General features: G+C 56.9%; 1 protein-coding gene. It reads left to right on the top strand.

Going from position 1 to position 1,203, the window contains the following annotated elements:
- The coding region (locus tag AOZ13_RS13585; RefSeq protein ID WP_199897078.1) for a primase-associated protein at nucleotides 1–834 on the top strand (834 nt) is incomplete at its 5' end.
- Nucleotides 835–1,203 lie beyond the last annotated feature (369 nt).

Raw genomic sequence — 1,203 nt, 5'->3', positions numbered from 1 at the left:
AAAAAGCTCCTCAGCGTGCAGGAGGATGGCCTCTCCGAGGACCAGCAGACGTGGTTGGTGGCGAACGAGTCCGCGATCACCGAACGGATCGACCGCTTCCTCGAGGGCAGCAATCACGATCGGATTTGGCGCGACTGGGACCGTGGTGAACGTCTCGTGCGCGTCCTTCGAGAGGCAGTCACGGACGTCGACGATGACACGGCGACGGTTGGGACGTTCCACTCTGCGCAAGCGCTCTATGACGCGCTGGCTGCCTACGAGCCGGAGGCATCATGGAAGCAGCGTATCCAGAATCGGGTGTCGAGTCCGCGCAGCCTCGGCAACCTCCTCGTCTCGCAGCAGGACCATCGCAGTCTCACCGTCGAGCAGGACCGAGAGACGAACCAGTACCGGATCGACGCGTCGTCGCGTGGCGCCCATCCGATCACCGTCGACTCGATCGAGGACCTCTTCGAACTCCCCTGCATGGCCAATATGGCCGAGCGCCTCCAGGAGAAGAAGCCCGTCCGGAAGGACCTCTACAACTTCGTCCGGATGGTGATGTGGCTCCCCCAGTACCAGGAGAGTAGTCTGGACGAGATCGTCGACGACCTCAAGGACGTCTTCTCACAGTGGCCGTGGTACGACGAGCAGACGACCGACTACCAAATCCGCTACGAGTTCTCCAACACCATCGACGGCGAAACCCCGCTCCCGATGAACTGTGATAACGACGACCTGCAACGCTACTGTATCGGGCAGGACCAATGCGATTACTCGATCTGGGGGAGCGTTCCGTTCCCGGACGAGATGTACGACCAACTCGATGAGTCAGATTCCACGAGCGAATTTTAGATGCCGACCACAGAACTATCCCTATCTCGATAGTTCGAGAGAAGCCGAAGAATCTATCTTTTTCTCTCCCCCGTCGAGCAGATTTCTGTGGGTTTCAGGCTGTCTTTCTCGTGTTTTGCTGATTCATTCTAGAGTATAGGGATAGTCGAGGAGAAAGTCGAGTAGTGAGGACGTCTGGAGATTCGACTAAGATTAGCGGTTTCGCGTGATTATTCGGGTTTGAGCCCGCCGTCGAGCAGAATTCTTGAAAGGCGGTGTAGTCCGCATTTCGTCGAGCAGAACGATCTGCTCTTAGATCTGCCCGACGGCCCTCTACCTGAATCTAATACCGTTATTCTGTCCTCTGCACATTCGATATCGTCCAAAGGA

The sequence above is a fragment of the Halarchaeum acidiphilum MH1-52-1 genome, assembly GCF_000474235.1.
In the GTDB taxonomy this organism is placed as follows: Archaea; Halobacteriota; Halobacteria; order Halobacteriales; family Halobacteriaceae; genus Halarchaeum; species Halarchaeum acidiphilum.
The sequence above is the reverse complement of the archived record's forward strand: the minus strand, read 5'-3'. Positions and strand labels throughout refer to the sequence as shown.